The sequence below is a fragment of the Amycolatopsis sp. NPDC043885 genome (assembly GCF_056435685.1).
This window is the reverse complement of sequence record NZ_JBWKEA010000001.1, coordinates 1,298,050-1,321,993: the sequence shown is the minus strand read 5'-3', so window position 1 is coordinate 1,321,993 and position 23,944 is coordinate 1,298,050. Positions and strand designations below refer to the sequence as shown.

Genomic DNA, 23,944 nt, shown 5'->3' with positions numbered 1-23,944 from the left:
CCCTTACCTGGACAAACCCTCCTGCCACGGACAGTCCGTGGCCGCGAGCCCATAGGAGGTGAGTGGTTGTGTCACGCCATTACGAGGTAATGGTCATCCTGGACCCCACGCTCGACGAGCGTACGGTGGCCCCGACCCTGGACAACTTCCTCAACGTGATCCGCACTTCGGGCGGAAGCGTCGAGAAGGTCGACGTCTGGGGCCGTCGCCGGCTGTCCTACGAGATCAAGAAGCACGCCGAGGGCATCTACGCGCTCCTCGACCTGAACTCGACTTCGGAAGCGGTCAAGGAGCTGGACCGTCAGCTCTCGCTGCAGGAGACCGTGCTCCGCACCAAGGTCATGCGCCGCGAGATCAAGCGCGCCGCGACCGCCGCCGCCAAGGCCTGAGCCGAAGGACTTTCCCGATGGCTGGAGACACCGTCATCACGGTGATCGGCAACCTCACGTCCGACCCGGAGCTTCGCTTCACCCCTTCCGGTGCGGCGGTCGCGAACTTCACGGTCGCGTCCACCCCGCGCACGCTGGACCGTCAGTCCGGTGAGTGGAAGGACGGCGAGGCCCTGTTCCTGCGCTGCAACATCTGGCGTCAGGCGGCCGAGAACGTCGCCGAGTCGCTGACGCGTGGCGCGCGTGTCGTCGTGCAGGGGCGCCTCAAGCAGCGGTCTTTCGAGACCAAGGAAGGCGAGAAGCGCACCGTCGTCGAGCTCGAGGTCGATGAGATCGGCCCGTCGCTGCGTTACGCCACCGCCAAGGTGAACAAGGTCAGCCGTGGCACCGGTGGCGGTGGAGGCGGCGGCTTCGGTGGCGGCGGCGGTGGCGGCCAGTCCGGCCCGCCCGCCGACGACCCGTGGGGTTCCGCCCCGCCCGCCGGTGGCGGCGGTGGCGGTGGCTTCTCCGACGAGCCGCCCTTCTGATCAGGCGCTCCGCCGCGGGCGAAAGCTCCGCGAGACGCCTCGAGACAACCACTACGTAGAAATCCAGGAGAAATACCGTGGCCAAGCCACCCATCCGCAAGCCCAAGAAGAAGGTCTGCGTGTTCTGCAAGGCCGAGAAGAAGGGCCGCCCGGAGAACATCGACTACAAGGACACCAACCTGCTTCGGAAGTACATCTCCGACCGCGGGAAGATCCGTGCCCGTCGCGTGACCGGCAACTGCAGCCAGCACCAGCGTGACATCGCCATCGCGGTCAAGAACTCCCGCGAGATGGCGCTGCTGCCCTACACCTCGACCGCACGCTAAGGAGGCACGTCAATGGCGAAGATCATTCTCACCACCGACGTCGCCAACCTCGGTGGGCCCGGCGACATCGTCGAGGTCAAGGACGGCTACGCACGCAACTACCTGCTCCCCCGCGGCTACGCCATCGTGGCCACCAAGGGCGCGGAGAAGAACGTGCGCACGATCAAGCGGGCGCAGGAGAGCCGTCGCATCCGCGACCTCGACCACGCCAAGGAGATCAAGGCGACCCTGGAAGGCCTCGGCGCCATCCAGCTGAGCGGCAAGGCGGCCGAGGGCTCGAAGAAGCTCTTCGGTTCGATCACCACCGCCGAGATCGTGGACGCGATCAAGGCCGCGGGTGGCCCGCTGCTCGACAAGCGCGTCATCGAGCTGAAGGACCACATCAAGACCGTGGGCAAGCACTCGGTCGGCGCCCGTCTGCACCCCGACGTCCGCGTCGACGTGCGGCTCGAGGTCAAGGCCAAGTAACACCGCTTCGGCAAAGGGCGGGACGTCTCCAGCGCGGAGACGTCCCGCCCTTTGCTTTACGCGGAACCCCACTGGGCCGGGTCACGTCTTAGGATTGACTCGACGTCGAGGCACGGGGACGCAAAAGGGGATCTGGAACCAATGGCTTACGACAGCAACGCCGAGGAGAACCGGCAGCAGAAGGTCACGGTGTCCGCGCCGGCCAATCCCGACAAACCGGCGGCGTCGGGCGGGGGTGGCGGCGGGTTCACCTTCGACAAGGACAAGATCGACGGCATCATCAAGAAGTGGACGGATCTGCAGGCCGAGCTCAAGAAGGATTACCGCGACGCGAACCTGATGGCGAACGTCAAGGCACCGGGCAAGGAGTTCGCGAGCGGTGACTGGGAGAAGCTGGCGAACCCGTCGGGCAAGGCGTTCCTGGAGCAGAACCAGAAGATGCAGGACTACGTCAAGAACTACATCGACCAGCTGACCGCCGCGAAGCAGAAGATCGCCACCAACGAGGCCGAAACGCAGGCTTCGCTCAACAAGCACAAGGCCGTGTGATGCGACGTTCCCTCGTTCTCCTCCTGGCCGCGGGCGCGCTGGTCGCCGGCTGTTCGGGCACCAAGAACGGCACGGCCTCGTCCGAGCCGTCCTTCACGACCGGGGCCGATTCCTCCAGTGCGTCGAGCGGCTCGTCCGGCTCCGCACCCAAGGTGTCGAATCCTCTGAAGACCTCGGCGATCGAGAGCGACGCCTGCTCCGCGCTTTCCGCCGCGAAGCGATCCGAGCTCGGGCTCGGCGAAGGTGAGCGTGGGACCACGAGCGTGGGGCAAGGCTGCACGCTCTTCGCCGCCGACGACCGGCTGAACCAGATCGACATCAGCCCGGTGCTCGCGAACAAGAACGGCCTGAGCGACGTCTACGACACGAAGGCCAACAACGAGTACTTCGAGCCGACCGAGGTCGGCGGCTACCCGGCGGTGTACGCCGCTTCGCTCGACGCCCGCAACAAGGGCAAGTGCGGCCTCTTCGTCGGCGTGACCGATCAGCTGGCCGTGAACATCCTGGTGCAGTACGACAACGGACCGGGCGCGAGCGAGCCGTGCCCCGTCGCGCTCAAAGTGGGGGAAGCGATGATCGAGACGTTGAAGGAGGGCTGACGCGTGTTCCTGCTGCCGATCATCGCCGGGTACTCGGCCTACAACCTGGCGACCACGAGATCCGGCGACTTCGAAGCGTCGGGCGGTGATCGCAAGATCGACTGCTACCACATCTGGGAGAAGATCGTCACCGGTCCGGGCACCGGGTCGATCCAGGAGGGCCAGGCCGCGGCGACCCGGCTCAAGGCCGGTTACCAGGAACGGCTGACCACCATCGACAACCTGTCGAAGGAGATGGACGCCGCCTGGACCGGTAAGAGCGCCGAAGCCGCGCAACAGTCCGGCGCGCATCCGCTGCGGGCATGGATGGAGGACTCCGGCAAGAAGCTGGTGGACTCCGACAAGTACCTCGGCGAGCAGAACACCGCTTTCACCACGGTGAAGGCGAAGGTGCAGCAGGTCCCGAAGGACCCGCCGAAGAACAACCTGCTCAACTCCATCACCCCGTGGACCACCGATACCGACCGCGCGATCCGGGACTACAACGACAAGGGTCAAGCGAACGTCGACGCGTTCAACGAGTACTTCAAGGCCAGTTCCGAGAACGGCAAGAAGCTGCCCACCTACAGCAAGATGGAGGGGCAGAACACGAACGTCGACGTCAACGGCGGCGGCAAAGGGGACAAGGACGGCAACGGCAACGGTCAGGGCGACCGGAACGGGCACAACGGCATGCCGGGCATCTCGACGCCGCCCGGTTCGATGCCGCCCGGCGGGATGCCGAGCGTCCCCGGTTCGAACATGCCGGGTATCGGCACACCGGGCTCGAACCTGCCAGGGTCGAACCTGCCGGGCAGCAACCTGCCGGGCTCGAATTTCCCCGGGTCGAACCTGCCGGGCTCGAACCTGCCCGGCGGGCAGTACAACCCGAACATCCCCGGCAGCAACTACAAGCCGCCGTCCTGGGACGACGGGACGAACGCCTCCGGCTACACCCCGCCGAAGATCCCCGGTGCGAGCGGCTTCGGCCCGGGTGGTGGCGGAGGAGGCGCCGGCTTCGGCGGCACCGACATCCCGGGTGCGGGCGGCTTCGGCCCGGACGGCGGCTTCGGCCCCGGGTTCGGTCCCGGTGGCGGGAGCGGCGCGGCCTTGCCCGGCAACGCGGGTGCGATGGGCGGCGCCGGCATGGGTGGCGGCGCGGCCGGTTCCGGTGCCGGAGCGGGCCGTGGTGCCGGCGGAATGATGGGCGGCATGGGCGGTATGGGAGCCGGTGGCGCCAGGGGCAAGGGCGGCGAAGACGAGGAGCGCAGCTCCAAATTCCTCGTCGGTGACGATCCCAACGAGATCTTCGGAACCGACGAACTCACCGCACCGCCGGTGATCGGCGAGTAGTCGTCACGAGCGGGCCGGGCGCGTGCCAAGATTGGGGCGCGCCCGGCTTGTCTTGTTCCGGGCTGGACGAACAAGAACGACTAGGGGGCAGTTCCGGTGCTGGACAAGCAGGTCACGATCACGACCGGCACCCTCATCACGCTGATCCGCCGCCGCGGCGGCGAACCGCACACGATCCTGTCGGAAACGCCGACCTGGTACGACGAGGACGCGCAGCGGGCCGAGGACGAGCGGACCAACGAGGAGCTGGCGAGCCAGGGCCTCTTCGGCGCGCGGGGGTTGCACCCCGGGTTCAAGGCGACGCTCGAAGCGATCGCCAGGCCGTCGCTGGAGTACTACGGCTGGATCGACGGCGGATTCGAGGGCAAGGCGCTGAGCTTCACCCTGCTCGCGGGGAGCGCCGGCGGAGAGGGCTTCGTCCTCGCCCGGCACAGCGAGCACGATGGCATCGCGCTCGCGTCGGTGCGGCCGGAAGAACTGCTCACCGAGTTCCTCGACCAGATCCCGAAGCTCGCGCCGGGACGCGGACGGCCGATCGCCGTCCCGAAGAGCCAGGTCGAGGCGCCGCGCTCGTCGTCGACGGCGCAGGACGAGGGCTTCGAGGTGCTTCGCAGCGGACGGCAGAGCGCCGGCAGCCAGGAGGCCGACGAGCTTCGCCGCATCCTCGCGTTACGCCGTTTGGGGAGCGGAAGCCTCTACGTCGCGGCCCGCGGCCGGAGCGGCGCGCGGCAGCGGATCGAACGCCCGGTGAACTACATCGATACGTCCGAGGGCCGGTGGCTGACCGAAGAGGTACCGGGGAGTGGCGAACCGAGGATCGCCTTCACACCCGCCGACCAGCAGATTCTCGGAGAACGACTACGGAGCGCACAGGGCAGGTTGTTCGCGTCCTGAATTCCGCGCCCGTGAGCCGGGCGGATGGCCCCTCTGCTCACCGTGGCATTCATCCACAGGGCACCCCTGTGCGCCCGCGTGCGACACGCCGAACGACGAGTTTTGCCCGACACGCCGTGGCGAGTTGAATAAAGTTCTCCACAGTGTCTCCACAGGCCCTGACCAGCACTTTTGTCAGACCATCCCACCGTTGCCCACAAGTTGTACACAGGCTTCGGGCCACCTGTGAAGGGTTGCCCCCAGTCATCCCCAGGTTATCCACAGGGCGGTCCCCAGGCGAAATTGCGCTCGTCCTTTCGGGGGGCCTACCGTGCCCGCCGGGCCGGTACGCACCGTGGTGGTCGTCCGGCCGAGAAGGGGAGCACAAGGGAGCGCCGGACGCCGCGGGAGGGGCCGGCGGGCACGGGCGGACCGACCGGGGAAATTCTGGCATAATCGAACGCGTGTTCGATGTCTTGAGGAGGTGGCAGCAGCGGTGGCGCTGACCGACGACCGCAATCCGATGTACGCGGAGTCCGACCCGGGTCCCGGCGACCCCGGTCCGCGTGGCGGCGAGTACGACCGCCAGCCCCCGCAGGACATCGCGGCCGAGCAGTCCGTGCTCGGCGGCATGCTGCTGTCGAAGGACGCCGTCGCCGACGTCATCGAAGCCCTCGGTCCCGACGACTTCTACCGCCCCGCGCACCAGGCGATCTACGACGTCATCCTCGACCTCTACGGCCGCGGCGAACCGGCCGACCCGATCACCGTCTCCGCCGAACTGGAGCGTCGAGGCGAGCTGGGCCGCGTCGGCGGCGCCCCCTATCTGCACACCCTGATCGCGACGGTGCCGACGGCGGCGAACGCCGGGTACTACGCCGAGATCGTCTCCGAGAAGGCGGTGCTGCGGCGCCTGGTCGAGGCGGGCACGCGGATCGTGCAGTACGGCTACGGCGCGGCCGCGGCCGACGGCGCGAACATCGACGAGGTCGTCGACCGCGCGCAGGCCGCGATCTACGACGTCACCGAGCGGCGCACCAGCGAGGACTACGTCGCGCTGGAAGAGCTGCTCCAGCCGACCATGGACGAGATCGACGCGATCGCGTCGCGCGGCGGGCAGTCGCAGGGCATCCCGACCGGGTTCGCGGACTTCGACGATCTGACCAACGGCCTGCACCCCGGCCAGATGATCATCGTCGCGGCGCGGCCCGGTGTCGGGAAGGCACTCGCGCTGGACACTCCACTGGCCACACCCGACGGCTGGACGACCATGGGCGAGGTCCAGCCCGGGGACCGGCTGCTCGGTGCGAACGGGCGCCCCACGACCGTGGTCGCGGCGACCGAGGTCATGACGGGCCGCCCCTGCTACGAAGTCGAGTTCTCGGACGGCACGGTGATCCTCGCGGACGCCGAACACCAATGGCTGACCGACACCAGGTCGTCCCGCCGTTCGTGTCGGTCAGCGCCCGCGGTGCGGACGACGGAAGAGCTGGCGGCCACGCTGCACTGCGAGACGGCGGATCGGCGTGTCAACCACTCGATCGTGACCACGGCCCCGCTGCAGCTGCCCGAACGTGATCTCCCTCTGCATCCCTACGCGCTCGGAGCCTGGCTGGGCGACGGCCACTCGGCCAGCGCACGCTTCACCACGGCGGACCCGGAGATCATCTGCTACCTGGAGGGGGAAGCCGGGCTCCTGGTGGAACGCCACGGGGAGCTGTCGTACACCCTGCGGCTGGTTCCGCCGGATCCGGTGGAATACCGGCGTTGCGAGGTATGCGGCGAACCGTTCCTTCCCCAGACCTCGCAAGTACGGGCGTGTGGCCGTTCGTGCGGCGGCAAAGTGCGTTTCCAGAGTCCTCCGGTGCCGTCGCCGACGTGCCCCGACTGCGGGCGTCCGTCGTCGGGCATGCGGCTTTGCCAAGCCTGCCGCAACGAACACGGCAGTGTGCAGGCGGTTCTCCGCACGATGGGCGTACTCGGCGACAAGCACATCCCAGTGGACTACCTGCGAGCGTCGGTCGAACAACGCCGCGCGCTGCTGGCCGGGCTGCTGGACACCGACGGCACCGTCAACCATTCCGGCGCGGTGCAGTTCACCGTGACCAACAGGGTGCTCGCCGAGCAGACCCGGGAACTGATCGTCAGTCTCGGCTACCGCTGCTCGCTGACGACCAAGAAGGTCAAGGGTCGCAGTGAGTCCTCCTCGACGGCGTACACCCTCGGCTTCACCACCCAGGACCGGGTGTTCTGGCTGCAGCGTAAGCACCTGCTGCAGAAGGAACGGCTCACCAACGTCCGCGTCCGACCCCACCTTCGCTACATCGTGGACGTCCGTCCCATGCCGTCCGTCCCGGTGCGGTGCGTGGAAGTCGACGCGCCGGACCATCTGTATCTGGCCGGGCGTTCGATGGTCCCCACCCACAACTCGACGCTGGGACTGGATTTCGCGCGTTCGGCGTCCATCAAACACGGTCTGACCAGCGTCATCTTCTCGCTGGAAATGAGCAGGACCGAGATCGTCATGCGCATGCTCTCGGCCGAGGCCAGGATCCGCCTGGCGGATATGCGCGGTGGCAAGATGTCCGACGACGACTGGACGCGGCTCGCGCGCCGGATGAGCGAAGTCTCCGAGGCGCCGCTGTTCGTCGACGACTCGCCGAACATGACGATGATGGAGATCCGCGCGAAGGCCCGGCGGCTCAAGCAGCGCAACGACCTCAAGCTCGTCGTCCTCGACTATCTCCAGCTGATGACCTCGGGTAAACGCGTCGAGTCGCGGCAGCAGGAGGTCTCGGAGTTCTCGCGGCAGATGAAGCTGCTGGCCAAGGAGATCGAGGTCCCGGTGATCGCGATCAGCCAGCTGAACCGTGGTCCCGAGCAGCGGACGGACAAACGTCCGATGCTGTCCGACCTTCGTGAGTCCGGCTCGCTGGAGCAGGACGCGGACCTCGTCATCCTGGTCAACCGCCCCGACGCCTGGGAGCGGGATGACCCGCGCGCCGGCGAGGCGGACCTGATCATCGCGAAGCACCGTGCCGGGCCGACGGCGACGATCACCGTCGCGCACCAGCTGCACTACAGCCGCTTCGTCGACCTGTCACACGACTAGCGGCGGGAAAGACAAGGGCCCCCACGCGAACGCAGGGGCCCTTCGGACCTGGCCCGGCTCGAACGGGCGGCCTCCCCCTCCGACTGCGGACGCACCCTTACCGGGTAGGCGCGCCTAGGGCAGGTTCGCCTCAAGGCTAGGCGATGGAACACCGCGAGTCAGAGCAGGAATTCGAAGACGTCCTTGGTGAAGCGGCGATCGCTCATCACGGTGTGGTGCCGTCGTCCCGGATAGACCTTGAGATCGCCGCGGCGGGTCTTGTCGGCTATTCGCTCGGCGAGTTCGAGCGGGTAGAGAGGATCCTGCGAACCGGCGATCACCAGGGTGGGCGCGGTGATCTCGCCGAGCCGGTCTTCGATGTCGAACGCGTCCTCGGCCCGCAGCATGGCCACCATGCCGTCCGGGTCCGCCGGGCGGCCGGAGGCCAGGCCCAGCAGCCCGGCCAGCAGAGCCCGTCCTGGCCGGGAGTCCGCGACGGTGGGCGCCAGCGCCATGGCCGCGGCCCGGTGCCGCCCGGCGGCCAGCAGATCCGCGTACCGGCGCTGGACGCGACGGCCTTCCGCGCCGAGCCGGGTGCCCGCGGCGCCGACCACCAGCCGTCGCACCAGGCCGGGATGGTCGGCGGCGAACTGCAGCGCGAGGCAACCGGCCGTGGACAGGCCGAGCACGTCCACCGGACGGTCGAACCGCTGCCGCAGCTCCTCGGCGTGGTGGGCGGCGAGCTCGGCCATGGTGACGCCGGGCCGGAGCCCCGGCCGACGGCCGACCGTCAGCACGGTGAACCGCTCGGCCAGCGGTTTGAGAGACCGCACCTCCGCCCAGCGGGCGAACCCGGTGGGGTTCGCCGAGTCCGGCAGCACCGTCCGGAAGACCACGAGCGGGCTTCCCGTCCCGAACTCGAGGTACGGGGCACCACCTGCCAGCACACCTTCGCGCATGGTCACTCCTTGGTCAGTCCCGCCGCGACGATGTCGATCAGCCGGTCGAGCGCGGCGGGATAGCGCTGCTCGCCGATGTCCTGCCGGTGCATGGGCAGGACCAGCACAGCCCGGAGCACGCCGATCAACTCGTCGTCGTCGGTGTCGACGAGCCGCCCTTTCGCTCTGGCCGCCTCCAGGAATCCGGACAGCGGCAGCACCTGCTCCGTCCGTGCCCTCTCGCCGGGGCCCATCCGCCTGGCCACCGCCCGCATCTCCTCGGGATGGGTGATCAGCCGGTGGTAGAGCGGGTTCTCCTCGAGGATCCGCACGGTGGCGCGCAGGAAACCGCCGAGGGCGGCACGCGCGCTGTCGGCCTCGTTCACCACCGCGGCCAGCCGTTCGTGCAGTATCGGGGCCTGCCGCAGCATCAGCTCCAGGTACAACGCCTCCTTGGAGTCGAAGAAGGCGTAGAAGCTGCTTTTGGCGATCCCGGCGGGGCCGACGAGGTCGTCCAAGGAGGTCTTGCGCAGGCCCTGTGCGGCGAAGAGGTCGCGTGCGGCGGCCAGGAGCCGTTCGGTGATCCGGGCGCGATCCTCGGCGCTGAACGGGGTCGGCAATCCTGCTCCTGTTCGGCTATGAACGAAGTGGCTTTTCGTTCATAGCACCTTAGCCTCAGGCCGGTTGGAAGAACGCGAGCATTTTCCGGGCGGCGTCCGGCGCGGTCAGGAGTTCGTGGACCCGGGCGGACATCCGGGCGGCGGTTTCGGCGCGGTCGAACATCTCGCGTTCGTAGTCTTCGACGGCGGCGGCGAAGTCGCCCGGATGCGCGGCCAGCGCGAGGCCGAGCAGGGCGCCGTCGAGCAGGGCCATGTTGGCGCCTTCCCCCACCGGCGGCATCAGGTGCGCGGCGTCGCCGACCAGGGTGACGTCCGGTGCCGACGGCCAGGTCAGGCCGACCGGGAGAGCCGCGATCGACCGTGGCACCACCGCGTCGTCACAGGCCGCGATCAGCGCGGTGAACCGCGCGTCCCAGCCGTCGAGTTCCCCGATCAGCCATGCCCGGGCGGCGACCGGATCGTCGAGCGGCATCCCGCAGGTGGCGAACCAGTTCTCGCCGGTGCCGTGGAAGCTGAGGCCGACGCGCACGGTGCCGTCGCCGTTGCGCTGGGCCGCCAGGGACTTGCCGTCGCCGAGCGCCCAGTAGGTGCCGCGGCCGACCATCGCGGCGAGGTCGGGATGGGTGCGGTCGATGTCGGGAATGCGGAGCTCGACGAAGTTGTGGCCGAGATGCGCCGGACGGGCGTCGGTGAGCAGCGGGCGGACCCGGGAATGCGCGCCGTCGGCGCCGACCAGCAGGTCGTACGTCGCGGTGCGCCCATCGGCGAAGTTCACGACGCCGTCTTCGGCGGATCCGAAGGCGTGTCCCCAGCGCACCGTGTGTTCGGGGAGGGAGTCCAGCAGCAGATCACGCAGGTCGGCGCGGTCGACCTCGGGGCGCTCGAATGGCGCGTCGTCGGGCGTGTCCTCCTGCAGCAACAGGGTGCCGTCCGGCTCCAGGAGCCGCATGTCCTGGCCCTCGTTGCGGGCGATCGCGGAGAACCGGTCGAACAGGCCGGCTTCGCGCAGCGCGCGCTGGCCGGTGTCGGCGTGGATGTCGAGCATGCCGCCTTGACCGCGGGCGTCGCGCGACGATTCACGCTCGTACACGACGGCGTCGATGCCGTTGACGTGCAGAACACGGGCGAGAGCCAGGCCGCCGAGGCCCGCTCCGACGATGGCGAGGGTCATGATCCACTCCTTCGATACACCGTATTGACCAATACACTGTATCGATCGATGCGGTGTATTGTCTCCGCATGGTGGTGTGGGAGCGGCCGGAGCCGCCGAGTCGTCCGGCTCTGGCCCCGCTGAGCCGGGAGCTGATCGTGCGGGCCGCGATCCGGCTCGCCGACGCGGACGGCCTGGACGCGGTGTCGCTGCGCAAGGTCGCCACCGCGCTGGACGTCGGCCCGATGCGGCTGTACGGCTACATCGAGAGCAAGGAAGAGCTGCTCGACCTGATGGTCGACGCCGTCCACGCCGAGATCCGGCCCACCGGGGAAGGCTGGCGGGAGGTACTCCGATCACTCGCCGACGCCATGCGGCAGGCGGTTCACCGGCACGAATGGCTCGCCGACCTGCTCGGCGGCAGGCCCCAGCTCGGCCCGCACGCGCTGGCCACTTCGGAGGCGGTGATGGCGGCGCTGGGCGACGTCGGCATCGACTCCGCGATGCCGGTGGTCTCGGCGGTCAACGCGTACACGATCGGCGCGGTGCGCCGGGAGATCGCCGAGCGTCGAGCGGAACGGGCCACCGGGCTGGACGAGAAGCGCTGGCAGGCCACGCTCGGCCCCTATCTGACCCGGGCCTTCGCCACCGGCAAGCTCCCCGCGCTGGCCACGGTGGTGCGCGACGCCGTCCACCTGGACGCCGACGAGACCTTCCGGATCGGCCTCGACTTCCTTCTCGACGGCATCGAGGCCCGGCTCTCAAGCTGACGCGCGTTCAAGCGCCGCCCGGCCGGCCGGTTCCCAGGTCGGTTTGCCGCCGGGCAGGCCGAGCCTGCCGGTGCGGCCGATGCCGATCAGGTTCAGCGCGCGCAGAACCGCCCAGCCGCGAGCCCGCACGACCGTGGCCTCGTCGACGGTCCCGTACGCGTCGAAGAACCGGCCCACCGTGCCCTCGGGCAAGAGGATCCAGGCCGCCGACAGGTCGGTCGCGGGATCGCCGGCGCACATGTCGCCGAAATCGATCACCCCGGAGAGCGTTCCTTCCCGCACGATCACGTTCGCGGGATGCAGATCGCCGTGCAGCCAGATCGGTGGCCCGTGCCACGCGGGCGCCGCGACCGCCTTCTCCCAAATCTCCCTGGCGCTCCCGGCGCCCGCCTCACCGGCGATGACCTCCAGCGATTCGGTGAACCCCTCCCGCAACGCGGCGAGCGGGACGCCGCGCGTCGCGCTTTCCGGCGCCTCCGCGGGCGCCTCCTGATGCAGCGCACTGAGGAAACCCGCGAGGATTTCGGCCGCGTCCGGACGGGTGATCGGCGTTCGATCCGCTGGCTGGCCCTCGACCCAGCGGGTGATCGTCCACGGGTGCCCGAACAGGGCCGAAGGTTCGCCGACGCGCACCGGCACGGGAATCGGCAGCGGCAGGCGTTCGGCCAGCGAGGGCAGCCACTTCTGCTCGTTCCGCAGCAGACCGGGAGCACGCGCGCTGCGCGGCAGTCGCACGGCCAGCTCCGGCCCGAGTCGCCACTGCCGGCTGTCCCAGCCACCGTCGACGTCGCGGAGTTCCAGTTCCGCGAGATCCGGATGCTGTTCCCGCAGCAAAGCCCGTACCGAATCCTGTTCGCACCCGAAATCGTCCATGATCGAGGCTCCCATGTCAGCGCCGTGACCGTCCCGTGTCAGCGCGGCCCGCGAACGTGGTCACCATGAACAAGACACTGAAGACCTTCCGCCGCATCGGCCTCACCGCACTGGCCGCCGCACTGCTGACGGGGGTCGCCGTGCCGACGGCCTCCGCCGGGCAGGACCGTCCGGAACTGCGACAGGCCGTCCAGGAATTCGTCGACGCCGGGTTCGGCGGCATACAGCTTCGCGTCCGCGACGAGCGAGGCGAGTGGACCGGCAGCGCCGGGGTGCGCGAGCTGGGCGGGACCGCGAAACCGCCGACCAACGGCCATTTCCGCGTCGGCAGCACGTCGAAGAGCTTCACCGCGACCCTGGTGCTGCAGCTCGTGGCCGAGGGCAGGATCGGGCTCGACACCCCCGTCGCCGGTCTCCTTCCCGGGCTCGGGCTGGACTCGCGGATCACTGTGCGGATGCTGCTGCAGCACACCAGCGGGCTGTTCAACCACACCGGCCAGTACCACCCGGACGGGACGGTCACGCCGGGAATCCCGTGGGCGGGCAAGGAATGGGTGGACAAGCGATTCCACACCTACCGGCCGGAGGAACTGGTCCGGCTGGCGGTGTCCAAGCCCCCGGTCTTCGAGCCGGGCGCGGGCTGGAGCTACTCCAACACCAACACCGTGGTCGCCAGGCTGATGGTCGAGAAGCTCTCCGGCCGTCCCTTCGCCGACGAGCTGGACCGGCGGATCCTGCGGCCGCTCAAGCTGCGTGACACCTTGTCGCCGGGCGCGTGGGCCGGAATGCCCAAGCCGTACGCCCACGCCTACTACCGCTACGAAGACGCCGGGCAGTGGAAGACGATCGACGTCACCCACCAGAACCCGTCCTGGATCTCCAGCGCCGGCGACATGATCTCGACGACCAAGGATCTCCAGACGTACTTCTCCGCACTGCAGAGCGGAAAGCTCCTCCCGGCGTGGCTGATGGCCGAGATGCGCGAGACACACCCCGGCAGCCAGAGCCTCTACGGCTTCTACGGTCTCGGGCAGTACTCGCAGGACTTGGGCCCGGGCTGCGTCGGCACCGTTCTCAACCACAACGGTGGTCTCAACGGCTACGGGTCTCTGATGTACAGCACGCCCGACGGCAGCCAAACGCTGACCGCGTCGATCACCGGGGGCGACGCCGAGAACGACCCGGCGCAGGCCTTCCCGGCGGCGCTGAACAAGCTCGTCCGGACGGTGTTCTGCGGCAAGTGAGCGAGACCGGTCAGCGCGCCCGCTCGGCCAGCCGGGCCGCCAGCGCGCCGACCAGGTCGCGGAGTTCGGCCGGCCGCTCGATGACGAACGGCCGGTCGAGCGCGGCGAGCCGCGAGGGGATCCAGTCGAGCCGTTGGGCCCGGATCCGGGCGCGGACCCGGTCGCCGTCCGTTTCGAGGGTCGCCACGGACGGCGGGAAGACGGCGCGGATCTCCTCGGGCGGCGCCTGGATCCGCACGGAGACGTCGTGCCGGTACGGTGTCTCGGCCAACGCCGTCAGCACCCGCTCGGCCGGGTCGAAGTCGTCGGGGGCCTCGAAGGTTCCCGGCCGCGGCTCCGCCGACTTGATCCGGTCGACACGGAAGGTCCGCACCTCGCCGCCTGCCGAGTCGAACCCGGTCAGGTACCAGCGTCCGGAATGCGCCACGACGCCGTACGGATGGACGACGCGTTCGCTGGCACCGCCGTGCCCGGCGACATACGCGAGCCCGACCGGATGCCGGTCCCGGACCGCCTCCGCGACGGTGAGCAGGACCTCGGCCTCGGCCGACAAGGCTTTCCTTGCCGGTGCGGTGAAGTCGGCGGTCTCCAGCAGCGCGTCCAGCCGTCGGCCCAGTGGTTCGGGAAGGACCCGGCGGACTTTCGCGACCGCGCTCTCGACGGCCGCGACCGACGTGGTGATCAGCCCGGCACGCCGCCCCGCGACCAGGCCGAGCAGGACGGCCAGCGCCTCTTCGTCGGTGAGCATCAGCGGCGGCATGCGGTAGCCGGGGGCCAGCCGGTAGCCGCCGTACCGGCCGCGCACCGAGCGGACCGGGATGTCCAGGTCGACGAGGTGTTCGGCATAGCGGCGGACGGTGTGTTCGTCCACGTCGAGCCGTCCCGCGAGCTCGGCGACGGTGCGCGTCCCGCCGCCCTGGAGGATCTCCAGCAACGCGAGCACGCGGGCGATGGGCCTGGTCACAGCCGGGAGAATACCGGGCGGCTCCTGCCCGGTATCGCTTCTAACGTGGCCGGTGTCCCGCTTTCCGGCCCCGAAAGGATCCACCGTGCAGTTCGTTTCCGTCCGTGTGATCACCCAGGACGTCGCCCGTCTCGCCGGGTTCTACGAGAAGGCGACCGGACTCGCCGCGCGATGGCGTTCCGAGCAGTTCGCCGAACTCGTCGGGCCGTCGTGCACCTTGGCGATCGGCAGCGCCGAGACCATGACGCTGTTCGGCGCGGGCGCCGCGGTGCCCGAGTCGAACCGCACCGCGATCCTCGAGTTCCGCGTCGAGGACGTCGACCGGGAATACGAGCGGCTGGCAGGCCTGGCCGAAATCGTGCAGGAGCCGACCACGATGCCGTGGGGGAACCGGTCGCTGCTGTTCCGCGACCCCGACGGCAACCTGGTCAACTACTTCACGCCGAGTGCCCCGTAGTTCCGGACGAACGCGGTCAGCAGCCGCGCGAACTCGCGGCGGTCGTCGTCCGTCCAGTCCGCCATCGCCTCGGCGAACACCGAACGGCGGAATTCGTGCATACGCGTCACTTCGGCGCGGCCGGTCCCGGTGAGCACGAGGACGGCACGGCGGCCGTCGCGCTGATCGGCTTCGCGGCGGAGAAAACCGTCCTCGACCGCGCGGGCGACGAGACGGCTCGCTCGCGGCTGGTCGATGGTCAGCGCCGCCGCGAGACTGGTGACGGTTCCCGGCTCGCCGCTCTCCTCGGCCGCCTCGACGGCGTCGAGAAGTCCCTGAATCGCCTGGTCCGGCATCGTTTCTGCGCGGTCGCGAGCGAGTTTCGACAGCGATCGCCTCGCCTGGCTCCGCCGGATGGCGATCATCGCGCGTTCCACGTCGGCCACGGCGTCCGTCATTGCTCAACCTCACCAAGTGCATGTACTTTTGCATATAGTTGCCGCCTGCATGAAGGAGTATCCATGAAACCCATCGGCTTCTGGTTCGCCCACCTTCACCAGGCGCTCGAATCCTCCCTGGAGCGGCTCCTCGACAGTGAAGGACTGACCCGTCGCCACTGGCAGGTCCTGAATACCGTCGGCAGCGAAGCACTGCAGCCGTTTGGAGACCTCCGGAAAACCATCTCCGACCTGCGCGTTCGCGGCTGGATCGACGAGGGCGGCCTGACCGAAGCCGGCCGGGCGGCACATCTCCGGCTGAAAGCCAAGGTCGGCGCGTTCCGTTCGCGCGTAACCGAAGGCATCAGCAATGACGACTACCGGACGACGGTCGCCGTCCTGGAACGGATGGCGGCCAACCTCGCGCGGGAATAAGGCGGAGCCGGGCGACGTCGTCTATCCTGGTAGTTGAAAGTTCAAACACCTGGAGCTGACATGACGCCGGTGCTCTATCTCAGCCACGGCGCGCCGCCGCTCGCCGACGACGCCACCTGGACCCGCCAGCTCGCCGGCTGGTCGGCGGACCTCGAGAAACCGAAGGCGATCCTCGTCGTCTCGGCGCACTGGGAAGAGGCACCGCTGACCCTCGGCGCCACCACCACGGTGCCGCTGGTCTACGACTTCTGGGGCTTCCCGGATCGCTACTACCAGGTGAAATACGCCGCGCCCGGCGCTCCCGAGCTGGCGGACAAGGTGCGTAAACTCCTGCGCTCGTCCCAGACGCCGATCCACGACGCGCCCGACCGCGGCCTCGATCACGGCGCGTACGTCCCGCTCGTGGAGATGTACCCCGACGCCGACATCCCGGTGCTGCAGGTGTCGATGCCGTCGCTGGACCCGCGGGGGCTGTTCGACCTCGGCCGGAAGCTCGCGCCGCTGCGCGACGAAGGCGTGCTGCTCATCGGCAGCGGCTTCTTCACCCACAACCTGAGCGCGATGAGCCAGACCGACGGCACCGACGGGACGCCGCCGTCGTGGTCGAGCGAATTCGACCACTGGGGTGCGGAAACTCTGCGCGAGGGCGACCTCGACGCGCTGCTGGACTTCCAGCGCAAGGCGCCCGCCGTGGCCATCGCGCACCCCAGGATCGAACACTTCGCACCGCTGTTCGTCTCGCTCGGCGCGAGTTCTTCGGAAGGAAAAGGCGAGACCGTCATTGACGGCTACTGGCACGGCCTCGCCAAGCGTTCCCTCCAGTTCGGCTAGCGGGATCGAAGGACGCCGGCGCCCGCCACCAGGCCGAGCGCCAGCAGCGTGACCACCGCGAACGACACCGTCAGCGACGTCAGGTCGGCGATCCCGCCGATCAGCGACGGCGCCACGAGACCCGACGAATAGGTGATGGTCGCGACGCCCGCGATCGACTGGCTCGGCGTCGGCCCGCTGCGTCCGGCCGCCGCGAAGGCGAGCGGCACGACGACGGAGACGCCGAGCCCGATCAGCGCGAAACCGGCCATCGCCATCACCGGATGCGCGGCGAAGACGACCAGCAACCCGCCCGCGGTCGCGAAGGCGCCACCCGCGCGGACGGTGTTGACAGAGCCGAAACGCCGCACCAGCGCGTCGCCCGAGAGGCGGGCGACCGCCATCGTGCAGGTGAACGCGGTGGTCGACGCCGCCGCGATCCCCGGCGAGGTGCCGAGGACGTCGCGCAGGTAGACGGCGGACCAGTCGAGGCTCGCCCCTTCGGCGAAGACGGCGCAGAACGCGACAGCGCCGATGATCACGGCCGACTTCGGCGGGAGCGCGAACCTCGGGGGCGGATTCTCGTCCGGCGCGCTGCGGACGTCGAAGACGCCCTGGCAGATGAGCGCGCCGGCGACGGTGAGCACGGCCGACGCGATCGCGAAGTGGATCCGGGCGTCCAGCCCGGCATGCGCGGCGAGCGTGCCCGCGGCGGAGCCGACGAGCGCCCCCGTGGTCCACATGCCGTGCAGTCCCGACATGACCGACTTGCCCATCCTCTCCTCGACGTCGACGCCGAGGGCGTTCATCAGCACGTCGGAGGTACCCGCCGCGGTGCCCATGACGAACAACGCGAGGCACAGGGTGAAGAGGTTCCCCGCGAGGGAGGGGAGGATCAGCGCCAGCGTCCAGTACGCGAGCAGCAGGCGGAGCCCGAGCCTGCTGCCGAGCCGGTGCCCGATCCGCGCGGCGAGCGGCATGGTGAGCGAAGCCCCGATGGCGGGGAAGGCGAGCGCGAGGCCGAGCTGGCCCGCGCTGATCCCCGCGTGCTCCTGGATCCACGGGATCCGGGTGGCGAAACTGCCGGTCACCGCGCCGTGCACGGCGAAGACGGCGGCGGTGGCGATCCGCGCCTGCCGCACCCGCCGCGTCGGCCCGCCGACGGTTTCCACTGTGTTGGTCACTGGGCCCCCAAGGTCCATGAGACGACTCGACGGGCGTCAGCGTAAACTATCAGGAAGGAAACCTGATAATTAATTCTGGGAGGATCTGCCGGTGAGTGTCATCCGGATGCCGTCCGCCTCCCCGAGCACGGCACGTGCCATCAACGACCGCCTCGCCCTCGACCTCCTCCACCGCGAAGGCTCACTGACGGCCGCCCAGCTCAAGACGTTGACCGGGCTTTCCCGGCCGACGGTCGCGGACCTCGTCGAACGCCTCCAGGACGCCGGGCTGATCGAGATCGTCGGCGAGGCGGGCGCGGAACGCCGCGGCCCGAACGCGAAGCTGTACGGCATCGTCGCCGAACGCGCGTACCTCGCCGGCCTCGACGTCCGCACCCACGGCGTGGCCGTTTCGGTCGCGGACCTGCTGGGCCGGACCCGAGCGGAGTCCTCGCTGCCGTTCGACCTGGACGTCGACACCGACGTAGCCGTCGAGCGGGCGATCGCCCTGCTGGAGGCCACCACCGCCGAGGCGGGCGCGGCCGAGCTGCACACGATCGCCGTCGGCGCTCCCGGTCTCGTCGACCCGGCGACCGGCGGCCTGCGGCACGCCGGCGGATTGCCCGCGTGGCACGGGAAACTCGTCGACGAGCTCCGGCGTCGGCTCGGTGTCCCGGTGCTGCTGGAGAACGAGGTCAACCTCGCGGCCGCCGCCGAACAGCGGCTCGGCGCCGCCCGCGACCGGGACACGTTCGTCCTGCTGTGGCTGGGTTTCGGCGTCGGCGCGGCGGTCGTCCTCGACGGTTCGCTGCGGCGGGGCGCGTCGGGCGGCGCGGGGGAGATCGGGTTCCTGCCGATGCTGGGCCCCGGACGGCTGCCGACGGCGACCGACTGCGACGGCGGCTTCCACACCCTCGCGGGCAGCGCCGCGATCTGCGAACTCGCCCGCGCGCACGGCATCCCGGCTTCGTCGGCCGACAACGCCGAAGCGGCCGAGGCGGCCGTCGGATACGCGATCGACTCGAACGCCGACGAATTCCTGAAGATCGTCGCGGAGCGGATCGCGATCGGTGCCGCCGCGGTCACCGCGGTCCTGGACCCGGGCTGTCTCGTGCTGGGCGGGGAGATCGGGCGCGCCGGCGGCGACGCGCTGGCGGCCAGGGTGAGCCGTCGGCTCTCGGAGATCTCACCGCTGCGGACCGAGGTGCGGGCGGGCACCGTCGGCGGGAGCGCGGTACTGGAGGGTGCGGTGCTGACCGCGGTGGGCGCCGCCCAGGACGTGCTCTTCACCCCGGGCGGCTGAAGCGAACACAAAGCGGGCCCGGGAGTGTCTCCCGGGCCCGCTTCGGTTCATTCAGTGGCGCTAGCCGACTGGCAGGTTCACATGGTGTGGAACTTCTTGCCGGTCAGGGTGCCGAGGAAACGCTGGAACATGCTCAGCGGCGACGAGTCGACGCCCGCCAGAGCCGGGACCTGCGCGGTCGGCATCGCCGGGGTGTTGTTCACGACCGGCAGGGTGCCCGTCGTGGGCAGCTGCACCGGCAGGGCGCCCGCGGTCGGCAGCGCACCCGCGGTGGGCAGGTTGCCGGCGGTGGGCAGGTTGCCCGCGGTGGGCAGCCCGTTCAGCGCCGGGAGGGCCGGCAGCTGGGCGAGCTTGGGGGCGTCCGCACGAGCGGCGTCACCGGGCAGACCCGGGGTCTTCGGCAGGGCCGGGACACCGGGCAGGGCCGGGGTGCCGGGCAGCTCGGGCAGGTCCGACTTCGGCAGCTGCGTCGGGATGGCTCCCAGCTGCTTCAGCGCGGTCAGTCCGGCCACCTGCACCGGGAGGGTCGCCACCTGGGGACCGTCGGCACGGGCGCCACCGATCGCCGGGGTGGTCGGCAGAGCGCCGGCACCGTTCATCGACGGCAGGGCCGGAGCACCGAAGGGCAGCGCGGGCAGCGCGTCGATCGGCATCTCCGAACCGACCGAGTCGGTGAAGGCGCGGGAGAACTCCTCACCGTTGATCTCGGTGAAGTCCTCCGAGTTCTCGTCCGCGATCGCGAGGACCGGGATCTCGAACTCGTTCAGCGGCACCACGAAGACGAGCGGGTGGTGGAAGTTGAAGCCCGAGAGGGCCTCTCCGCTGCCGTCGGTGATGCTGTCGCCCCCGGCCTGGCCGGTGATCATGCTGGTCGCCTCGGTCTCGGACACGCCGCCGACCGCCGCGATGGCGTTGCCGAACACCTCGGGGTCGGCCGCGGCCGGGATGTCGAGGATGTTGCCCGAGAGCGATCCGTCGAGACCCGAGGTCTCCACGTCCCCACCCGAGATGGCGTCGACGGTGTTGGCGCCCTCGGCGTCGGCCAGCCCGGCGACCGCGACCGCGTCGTGGGTGACCGGCACGATCGGCAGCGCCTGCGCGCCGATGATGTTGCCCGAAACCGCGCCCTCGTCACCGGTGGTGGTGGCGTCGCCGCCCGCCTCCGAAAGGACGTCGCTGACGCTCTCGCCCTCGGCGATGCCCGCACCGGCGATGCCGTGCCCGGTCACCGGGACCGCGCCACCGATCGGCGTCTGGACGATGTTGCCCGCCAGCGCGCCTTCTTCACCGTTGGCGGTGGCGTCGCCGCCCGCGCTCGAGTCGGTGAGGTTCGTGCCCTTGCCCGAGGCGATCCCGCCGAGCACCGCGGCGAAGTTATGCGCCTGGACCGGCAGGGAGACCGGGCCGTAGACCAGGTTGCCCGAGCCCGCGCCACCGTCACCGGTCGCGTGGACGTCGCCACCCGCGTTGGAGGTGGTGTCGCCGTCGGCGCCACCGTGGCCCTGGCCGATGAACGCGCCACCGATCCCGAACGCCTGCACCGGCAGCGAAACCGGCACGGTGCCCAGGTTGGAGCTGAGGAAGCCGTTGTCGTCGGCGGTGTTCCCGCCGCCGCCGCCGGAGACGACCTTGGTCTCCTCGGCCGAAGCGGTGCTCTGACCGATGAACGAGCCACCGACGCCGAAGACCTCGGCCGGAACCGCGGCCGGGACCTGGACGATGTTGCCCGAGCCGGACGAGTCGTTGCCCGTGGTGCCGTCGTACGCACCCGCGGTCACGGTCTTCGTCTCGGACGCGTCGGCGGTCGCCTGTCCGATGTGCGAGCCGGCGACGCCGAACACCTCGGGGGCCAGCGCGGCCTGGGTGTTGACGACGTTGCCCGCCAGGGTGGAGTTGTCACCCGTGGTGTGGGTGCCGTTCCCGGCGTTCGCGTCGACGGTGTTCTCGCACGAGGCGACGTTGGCGCTGCCGATGTAGGTGCCCGCGATGCAGGTCACCTCGACGGGAGCGGCCACGGCCGGGTCGACGATGTTGCCGCCACCGGCGGAGCCTTCGCCCTCGCTGCTGATGAACCCACCGGCGTCGACGGTGCTGGACTGGCTGGTCCCGCCTTCCGTGCCGGTGTTCGCGAGGCCGATCCAGCTGGCGGCCACGCCGCCGACGTTCGCGACGTCCGCGGTCTGCGGCACGATCGCGTTACCCGCGACGGCCGAGTCCTCGCCGGAGGTCTGCACGTAGCTGGGGACGTTGCTCCAGCCCGGGGTGGTGTCACCGGCGGTGGCGTCCGCGGAGGAGCTGCTGTTGGAGTTCGCGAGCGAACCCCACGCGGCGGCCGCGTTGTCGTTGAACTTCACCGGGAGGGCGATCGGCACCGCGCCGACGTTGCCGCCGAGGGCGGAGTCGTCACCGTCGGTCTCGATCCAGCCGCCGGAGGTGGCCTCGGTCTCGGCCTCGTAGCCGGAGCTGTTGGCGTTGCCGATGATCCAGGAGGCGGCGTTGCCGGTGACCTGGACCGGGGTGGCGAACTGGCCGGCCACCACGTTGCCGGACAGGGCGGAGCCCTCGCCGTCGGTGGTGATGTTGCCGGTCTCGGTGGTGCTCTGGCTGGCGGAACCGCCGACCACGCGGCCGGTGCCGCCGGCGAGCCCGCCGCCGTTGCCGGCGATCTGCACGGGCAGCGCCCAGTCGAGGGACACGACGTTCCCGGCGAGGCTGGAGTCCGCACCGGTGGTCTCGACGTCCTGGTTGTGCGACCAGGTCTGGTCGTGGGTGCCACCCTCGACCTCGGCGTCGCCGATCACGCCGATGGCGTTGTCGACGATCTGGATCGGGACGACGACGTCACCGACGACCTTGTTGCCCTTGAGGATGTCGTCCGTGGTGGTGAACCCACCACCGGTCAGCCCACCGCTGACCTGACGGGCCGAGTCCTTGGCGGCCAGCGGAGCGGGAACGGCGTTCTTGCCGGAAAGGCTCGGGAGCCCTCCGCCGATGCCGTCGGTGCTGCCGCCGGGCGACGAAGCCGAGTCCAGCGCGTCCGAGACGGGCTTGGTGACGGCCTTGGTGCTGATCTCGCCCTTGTAACCGGGGAGGTCGGCCTGGCCGAGGGGCGTGCCAACGGCGTTGTTGTCGATCTCGACCGGAACGGTGACGTTCGCGTCGAGCGGGGAGGCCGGGGTGTCGGGGTTGACGTGTTCGTCAGCCGAGGCGATGCCGGTGCCCAGCATCAACAACCCACCCGTGACCAACGCGGTCTGGAGTCCGCGCTTTGCCCAGGATTGCATGGGGTTTTTCTCCTTCATTTCGGGTTCCCTTTCGGGTTCAGGGGGTGCCGTTCGAAAGGCACCAGAGGGGGGTGGAGCGATTGCGGGCGCGACAAAGCGCACCGCCGTTTCGCGGGGATCAGGAGCGGACGCGAAGCCATGCCCGGAATCGGGAGGCGTGAGGCGCGTCGGCTACCCCGCGGAGGGAGGTGTTCAGTCGGGAGTGACGCCGGGCTGCGAGCCCGGGGTGAGCGGCATGTACCGCGTGCCTGCCAGCGCGTAGCCGGTCAGGGAACGCTCGACGGCGGCGGCGACCCAGGCGGGAACGCCGTGGGTCAGGCCGTCGAGGTGACCACCGGGGGCGGAGCCGCCGGGGACAGTCGGGAAGGAAGGCGCGGCGGGAAGCGGCGCCGGGGTGATCGGACGCGGGAAGTCACCGCGGTGACCGTCACGTGCCGGGGCGTCCTCGACCTGATCGAAGGCGCCGTGCTGCTGCACGAGGGCCGGCATCGGGAGGACGGTTTCGAGGGAAGCGGGGAACTGGGTCGTCGCCAGCTGCGCGAAGTCGGTGACCTGCGCACCGACGCCGATGGTGTCCAACGGGGACTCGGGGTTCACCGGGGTTCCGCCGACCGGGAGCTCCGGGACGAGGTCGCCGTGTCCGTTCGGGTCGAGGAGGTCCCAGACCCCGCGGCCGAAGTCGGGCGACGGGGTGAACGTCTCGTCCAGCACCTGGCGGGTGTCCTGGGGCTCGCGCACGATGTGCTCGACCGCGCCGAGGGTCCGCTTGACCGGGGTGATCACCGAGTTGTCCGCGAAGTCGGTGACCGCGTCGCTGACGCGCGTCGAGACCTCGTGCCGGTCGGCGCGGATGTCGCCGCAGTGGTGCTTCGCGGAAGCGGACTCGTTCTCGGCGGGCATCGACCACGTGGTGGCGTCCTGCTGGCTGTCGCCGCACATCGCACCGGCGACGTCACCCGCGAACTTCGACGCGCCTTGGGAAACGTCGGTCAAACCCGCCGCGGTGGCGTCGGTGACCGGGGTGACGCTGGTTTCGGGAGTGGAGACCACCGGGGTGATGTCCGCGGAAGCGGAAGAGCCCGAAACGACCCACGCGACGGCGGAACCGGCGACGGCGCCGCCGAGCACGAACAGCGCACGCGAAGCGAGACGGCCGAAGCGCGCCGCGCCCCGCCCCTCGTTCTTCGCCGCGTTCGTCACTCGGTCTCCTGTCACGTCGGTATGCCGTTCGTGGTTGCGGGACCGAGGTAAGCAAAGTGCGGAAGGCCCGCGCGACTTTGAACCACCTTGATGGCACGATCGTGTGAAGAACACACGGTGTAGCCCAAAATCACGATGTGTGATCACGGCTGGCGGAGCGCGG

At 69.9% G+C, this 23,944-nt stretch carries 24 protein-coding genes; 15 read left to right on the top strand and 9 right to left on the bottom strand.

The window, feature by feature from the left end; all coding sequences use genetic code 11:
* Positions 1 to 68: 68 nt before the first annotated feature.
* From rpsF to dnaB, 9 genes are all read left to right on the top strand, one after another.
* On the top strand, positions 69 to 389 hold the full coding sequence (gene rpsF, locus AC069I_RS06605; RefSeq protein ID WP_016338288.1) for a 30S ribosomal protein S6: 321 nt from the start codon (positions 69 to 71) through the stop codon (positions 387 to 389).
* Between the two features lie 17 nt (positions 390 to 406).
* Complete coding sequence (locus AC069I_RS06600) at positions 407 to 916, top strand: single-stranded DNA-binding protein (protein WP_020632569.1); 510 nt, start codon at positions 407 to 409, stop codon at positions 914 to 916.
* Between the two features lie 77 nt (positions 917 to 993).
* Positions 994 to 1,242, top strand: coding sequence for a 30S ribosomal protein S18 (gene rpsR / locus AC069I_RS06595; protein ID WP_005168122.1), 249 nt, complete (start codon positions 994 to 996; stop codon positions 1,240 to 1,242).
* Positions 1,243 to 1,254: 12 nt separating this feature from the next.
* Positions 1,255 to 1,710: a 50S ribosomal protein L9 gene (rplI, locus tag AC069I_RS06590; protein WP_005168124.1), complete on the top strand. Its 456-nt coding sequence runs from the start codon at positions 1,255 to 1,257 to the stop codon at positions 1,708 to 1,710.
* A 141-nt stretch (positions 1,711 to 1,851) separates the two neighbouring features.
* Complete coding sequence (locus AC069I_RS06585; RefSeq protein WP_478223974.1) at positions 1,852 to 2,259, top strand: hypothetical protein; 408 nt, start codon at positions 1,852 to 1,854, stop codon at positions 2,257 to 2,259.
* Entirely contained in the window at positions 2,259 to 2,858 is a 600-nt protein-coding gene (locus tag AC069I_RS06580; protein WP_478223973.1) for a DUF3558 domain-containing protein, read from the top strand. The genes AC069I_RS06585 and AC069I_RS06580 overlap by 1 nt, the downstream gene beginning before the upstream one ends.
* A 3-nt stretch (positions 2,859 to 2,861) precedes the next feature.
* Positions 2,862 to 4,190: a PPE domain-containing protein gene (locus tag AC069I_RS06575; RefSeq protein ID WP_478264962.1), complete on the top strand. Its 1,329-nt coding sequence runs from the start codon at positions 2,862 to 2,864 to the stop codon at positions 4,188 to 4,190.
* A gap of 96 nt (positions 4,191 to 4,286) precedes the next feature.
* Positions 4,287 to 5,084 (top strand): ESX secretion-associated protein EspG, encoded by a 798-nt coding sequence (locus tag AC069I_RS06570; protein WP_219146938.1) that lies wholly within the window; start codon positions 4,287 to 4,289, stop codon positions 5,082 to 5,084.
* Between the two features lie 475 nt (positions 5,085 to 5,559).
* Positions 5,560 to 8,175, top strand: coding sequence for a replicative DNA helicase (dnaB, locus tag AC069I_RS06565; RefSeq protein ID WP_478224447.1), 2,616 nt, complete (start codon positions 5,560 to 5,562; stop codon positions 8,173 to 8,175).
* A 158-nt stretch (positions 8,176 to 8,333) separates the two neighbouring features.
* On the opposite strand, the gene AC069I_RS06560 is transcribed toward dnaB, so the two are convergent.
* From AC069I_RS06560 to AC069I_RS06550, 3 genes are read right to left on the bottom strand one after another with little or no spacing between them, the layout of a single operon-like run.
* A complete protein-coding gene (locus AC069I_RS06560) occupies positions 8,334 to 9,113 on the bottom strand; it encodes an alpha/beta fold hydrolase (RefSeq protein ID WP_478223971.1) in 780 nt (259 codons plus the stop codon).
* A 2-nt stretch (positions 9,114 to 9,115) separates the two neighbouring features.
* A complete protein-coding gene (locus tag AC069I_RS06555) occupies positions 9,116 to 9,712 on the bottom strand; it encodes a TetR/AcrR family transcriptional regulator (protein ID WP_478223970.1) in 597 nt (198 codons plus the stop codon).
* 55 nt (positions 9,713 to 9,767) lie between these two features.
* Entirely contained in the window at positions 9,768 to 10,883 is a 1,116-nt protein-coding gene (locus tag AC069I_RS06550) for an FAD-dependent oxidoreductase (RefSeq protein WP_478264961.1), read from the bottom strand.
* Between the two features lie 68 nt (positions 10,884 to 10,951).
* Between AC069I_RS06550 and AC069I_RS06545 the strand changes: the two genes are divergently transcribed.
* The gene (locus AC069I_RS06545) at positions 10,952 to 11,632 is read left to right on the top strand and encodes a TetR/AcrR family transcriptional regulator (RefSeq protein ID WP_478223968.1); all 681 of its coding nucleotides are present in this window, start codon (positions 10,952 to 10,954) and stop codon (positions 11,630 to 11,632) included.
* Here AC069I_RS06545 and AC069I_RS06540 read toward each other — a convergent pair.
* Complete coding sequence (locus tag AC069I_RS06540; RefSeq protein WP_478223967.1) at positions 11,624 to 12,505, bottom strand: aminoglycoside phosphotransferase family protein; 882 nt, start codon at positions 12,503 to 12,505, stop codon at positions 11,624 to 11,626. The two genes, AC069I_RS06545 and AC069I_RS06540, sit on opposite strands and share 9 nt — an antisense overlap.
* Positions 12,506 to 12,570: 65 nt before the next feature.
* Between AC069I_RS06540 and AC069I_RS06535 the strand changes: the two genes are divergently transcribed.
* Positions 12,571 to 13,749 (top strand): serine hydrolase domain-containing protein, encoded by a 1,179-nt coding sequence (locus AC069I_RS06535; RefSeq protein ID WP_478223966.1) that lies wholly within the window; start codon positions 12,571 to 12,573, stop codon positions 13,747 to 13,749.
* Positions 13,750 to 13,759: 10 nt separating this feature from the next.
* On the opposite strand, the gene AC069I_RS06530 is transcribed toward AC069I_RS06535, so the two are convergent.
* Positions 13,760 to 14,713 carry a helix-turn-helix transcriptional regulator gene (locus AC069I_RS06530; protein WP_478264960.1) on the bottom strand — a complete coding sequence of 318 codons (954 nt, stop codon included), beginning with the start codon at positions 14,711 to 14,713 and terminating at the stop codon, positions 13,760 to 13,762.
* An 85-nt stretch (positions 14,714 to 14,798) separates the two neighbouring features.
* Between AC069I_RS06530 and AC069I_RS06525 the strand changes: the two genes are divergently transcribed.
* The gene (locus AC069I_RS06525; protein ID WP_478223964.1) at positions 14,799 to 15,170 is read left to right on the top strand and encodes a VOC family protein; all 372 of its coding nucleotides are present in this window, start codon (positions 14,799 to 14,801) and stop codon (positions 15,168 to 15,170) included.
* Here AC069I_RS06525 and AC069I_RS06520 read toward each other — a convergent pair.
* Positions 15,146 to 15,607: a MarR family winged helix-turn-helix transcriptional regulator gene (locus AC069I_RS06520; RefSeq protein ID WP_219146930.1), complete on the bottom strand. Its 462-nt coding sequence runs from the start codon at positions 15,605 to 15,607 to the stop codon at positions 15,146 to 15,148. The two genes, AC069I_RS06525 and AC069I_RS06520, sit on opposite strands and share 25 nt — an antisense overlap.
* Positions 15,608 to 15,670: 63 nt before the next feature.
* Between AC069I_RS06520 and AC069I_RS06515 the strand changes: the two genes are divergently transcribed.
* Both AC069I_RS06515 and AC069I_RS06510 read left to right on the top strand, forming a co-directional pair.
* On the top strand, positions 15,671 to 16,021 hold the full coding sequence (locus AC069I_RS06515; protein WP_478264959.1) for a MarR family transcriptional regulator: 351 nt from the start codon (positions 15,671 to 15,673) through the stop codon (positions 16,019 to 16,021).
* A 60-nt stretch (positions 16,022 to 16,081) separates the two neighbouring features.
* Complete coding sequence (locus tag AC069I_RS06510; RefSeq protein WP_478264958.1) at positions 16,082 to 16,852, top strand: dioxygenase family protein; 771 nt, start codon at positions 16,082 to 16,084, stop codon at positions 16,850 to 16,852.
* Here the strand turns inward: AC069I_RS06510 and AC069I_RS06505 are convergent.
* Complete coding sequence (locus AC069I_RS06505; protein ID WP_478223961.1) at positions 16,849 to 18,015, bottom strand: MFS transporter; 1,167 nt, start codon at positions 18,013 to 18,015, stop codon at positions 16,849 to 16,851. The two genes, AC069I_RS06510 and AC069I_RS06505, sit on opposite strands and share 4 nt — an antisense overlap.
* Before the next feature lie 91 nt (positions 18,016 to 18,106).
* Between AC069I_RS06505 and AC069I_RS06500 the strand changes: the two genes are divergently transcribed.
* On the top strand, positions 18,107 to 19,297 hold the full coding sequence (locus AC069I_RS06500; protein ID WP_478223960.1) for an ROK family transcriptional regulator: 1,191 nt from the start codon (positions 18,107 to 18,109) through the stop codon (positions 19,295 to 19,297).
* 77 nt (positions 19,298 to 19,374) lie between these two features.
* Here the strand turns inward: AC069I_RS06500 and AC069I_RS06495 are convergent, their stop codons facing one another.
* On the bottom strand, positions 19,375 to 22,581 hold the full coding sequence (locus AC069I_RS06495; protein ID WP_478223959.1) for a beta strand repeat-containing protein: 3,207 nt from the start codon (positions 22,579 to 22,581) through the stop codon (positions 19,375 to 19,377).
* A 192-nt stretch (positions 22,582 to 22,773) separates the two neighbouring features.
* Positions 22,774 to 23,781 carry a hypothetical protein gene (locus AC069I_RS06490; RefSeq protein WP_478264957.1) on the bottom strand — a complete coding sequence of 336 codons (1,008 nt, stop codon included), beginning with the start codon at positions 23,779 to 23,781 and terminating at the stop codon, positions 22,774 to 22,776.
* Positions 23,782 to 23,944 lie beyond the last annotated feature (163 nt).

Bases quoted from the DNA above. Each gene is read 5' to 3' on its own strand.
- AC069I_RS06600 (WP_020632569.1), top strand. From the start codon at position 407: ATGGCTGGAGACACCGTCATCACGGTGATCGGCAACCTCACGTCCGAC.
- rplI (WP_005168124.1), top strand. From the start codon at position 1,255: ATGGCGAAGATCATTCTCACCACCGACGTCGCCAACCTCGGTGGGCCC.
- AC069I_RS06585 (WP_478223974.1), top strand. From the start codon at position 1,852: ATGGCTTACGACAGCAACGCCGAGGAGAACCGGCAGCAGAAGGTCACG.
- AC069I_RS06580 (WP_478223973.1), top strand. From the start codon at position 2,259: ATGCGACGTTCCCTCGTTCTCCTCCTGGCCGCGGGCGCGCTGGTCGCC.
- AC069I_RS06560 (WP_478223971.1), bottom strand. From the start codon at position 9,113: ATGCGCGAAGGTGTGCTGGCAGGTGGTGCCCCGTACCTCGAGTTCGGG.
- AC069I_RS06550 (WP_478264961.1), bottom strand. From the start codon at position 10,883: ATGACCCTCGCCATCGTCGGAGCGGGCCTCGGCGGCCTGGCTCTCGCC.
- AC069I_RS06545 (WP_478223968.1), top strand. From the start codon at position 10,952: ATGGTGGTGTGGGAGCGGCCGGAGCCGCCGAGTCGTCCGGCTCTGGCC.
- AC069I_RS06540 (WP_478223967.1), bottom strand. From the start codon at position 12,505: ATGGACGATTTCGGGTGCGAACAGGATTCGGTACGGGCTTTGCTGCGG.
- AC069I_RS06535 (WP_478223966.1), top strand. From the start codon at position 12,571: ATGAACAAGACACTGAAGACCTTCCGCCGCATCGGCCTCACCGCACTG.
- AC069I_RS06520 (WP_219146930.1), bottom strand. From the start codon at position 15,607: ATGACGGACGCCGTGGCCGACGTGGAACGCGCGATGATCGCCATCCGG.
- AC069I_RS06515 (WP_478264959.1), top strand. From the start codon at position 15,671: ATGAAACCCATCGGCTTCTGGTTCGCCCACCTTCACCAGGCGCTCGAA.
- AC069I_RS06510 (WP_478264958.1), top strand. From the start codon at position 16,082: ATGACGCCGGTGCTCTATCTCAGCCACGGCGCGCCGCCGCTCGCCGAC.
- AC069I_RS06495 (WP_478223959.1), bottom strand. From the start codon at position 22,581: ATGCAATCCTGGGCAAAGCGCGGACTCCAGACCGCGTTGGTCACGGGT.